The organism is Psychrobacter sp. CAL346-MNA-CIBAN-0220, from assembly GCF_040309805.1.
Lineage (GTDB): Bacteria > Pseudomonadota > Gammaproteobacteria > Pseudomonadales > Moraxellaceae > Psychrobacter.
On record NZ_JBEOPF010000492.1, the window covers coordinates 1 to 255 of the forward strand.

1 protein-coding gene is annotated in these 255 nt (G+C 46.3%); it reads right to left on the reverse strand.

What is annotated here, in order from left to right; genetic code table 11:
* The coding region (locus AAEY88_RS14500; RefSeq protein WP_350563519.1) for an FAD-dependent oxidoreductase at positions 1-165 on the reverse strand (165 nt) is incomplete at its 3' end.
* Positions 166-255 lie beyond the last annotated feature (90 nt).

Sequence of the window (255 nt, forward strand, 5' to 3'; positions counted from 1 at the left end):
ATACCACATGACTTTTTTGGGAACACAACCCACATTCACGCAGGTGCCGCCGACTTGTTTTGCTTCAATAATGAGTACTTTTGCGCCACGCATTCCGGCACGGTTTGCTGAGGCGATGCCGCCACTGCCTGCGCCAAGCGCGATATAGTCAAAATGTTGAGCCATGATGATCTCCACTAGTTTAATGTATCCATTGTAGGGGGGATTGTGTTTGCAATCTAGTCGTTAAACCAATGCATTGTTAACGTTTATGTT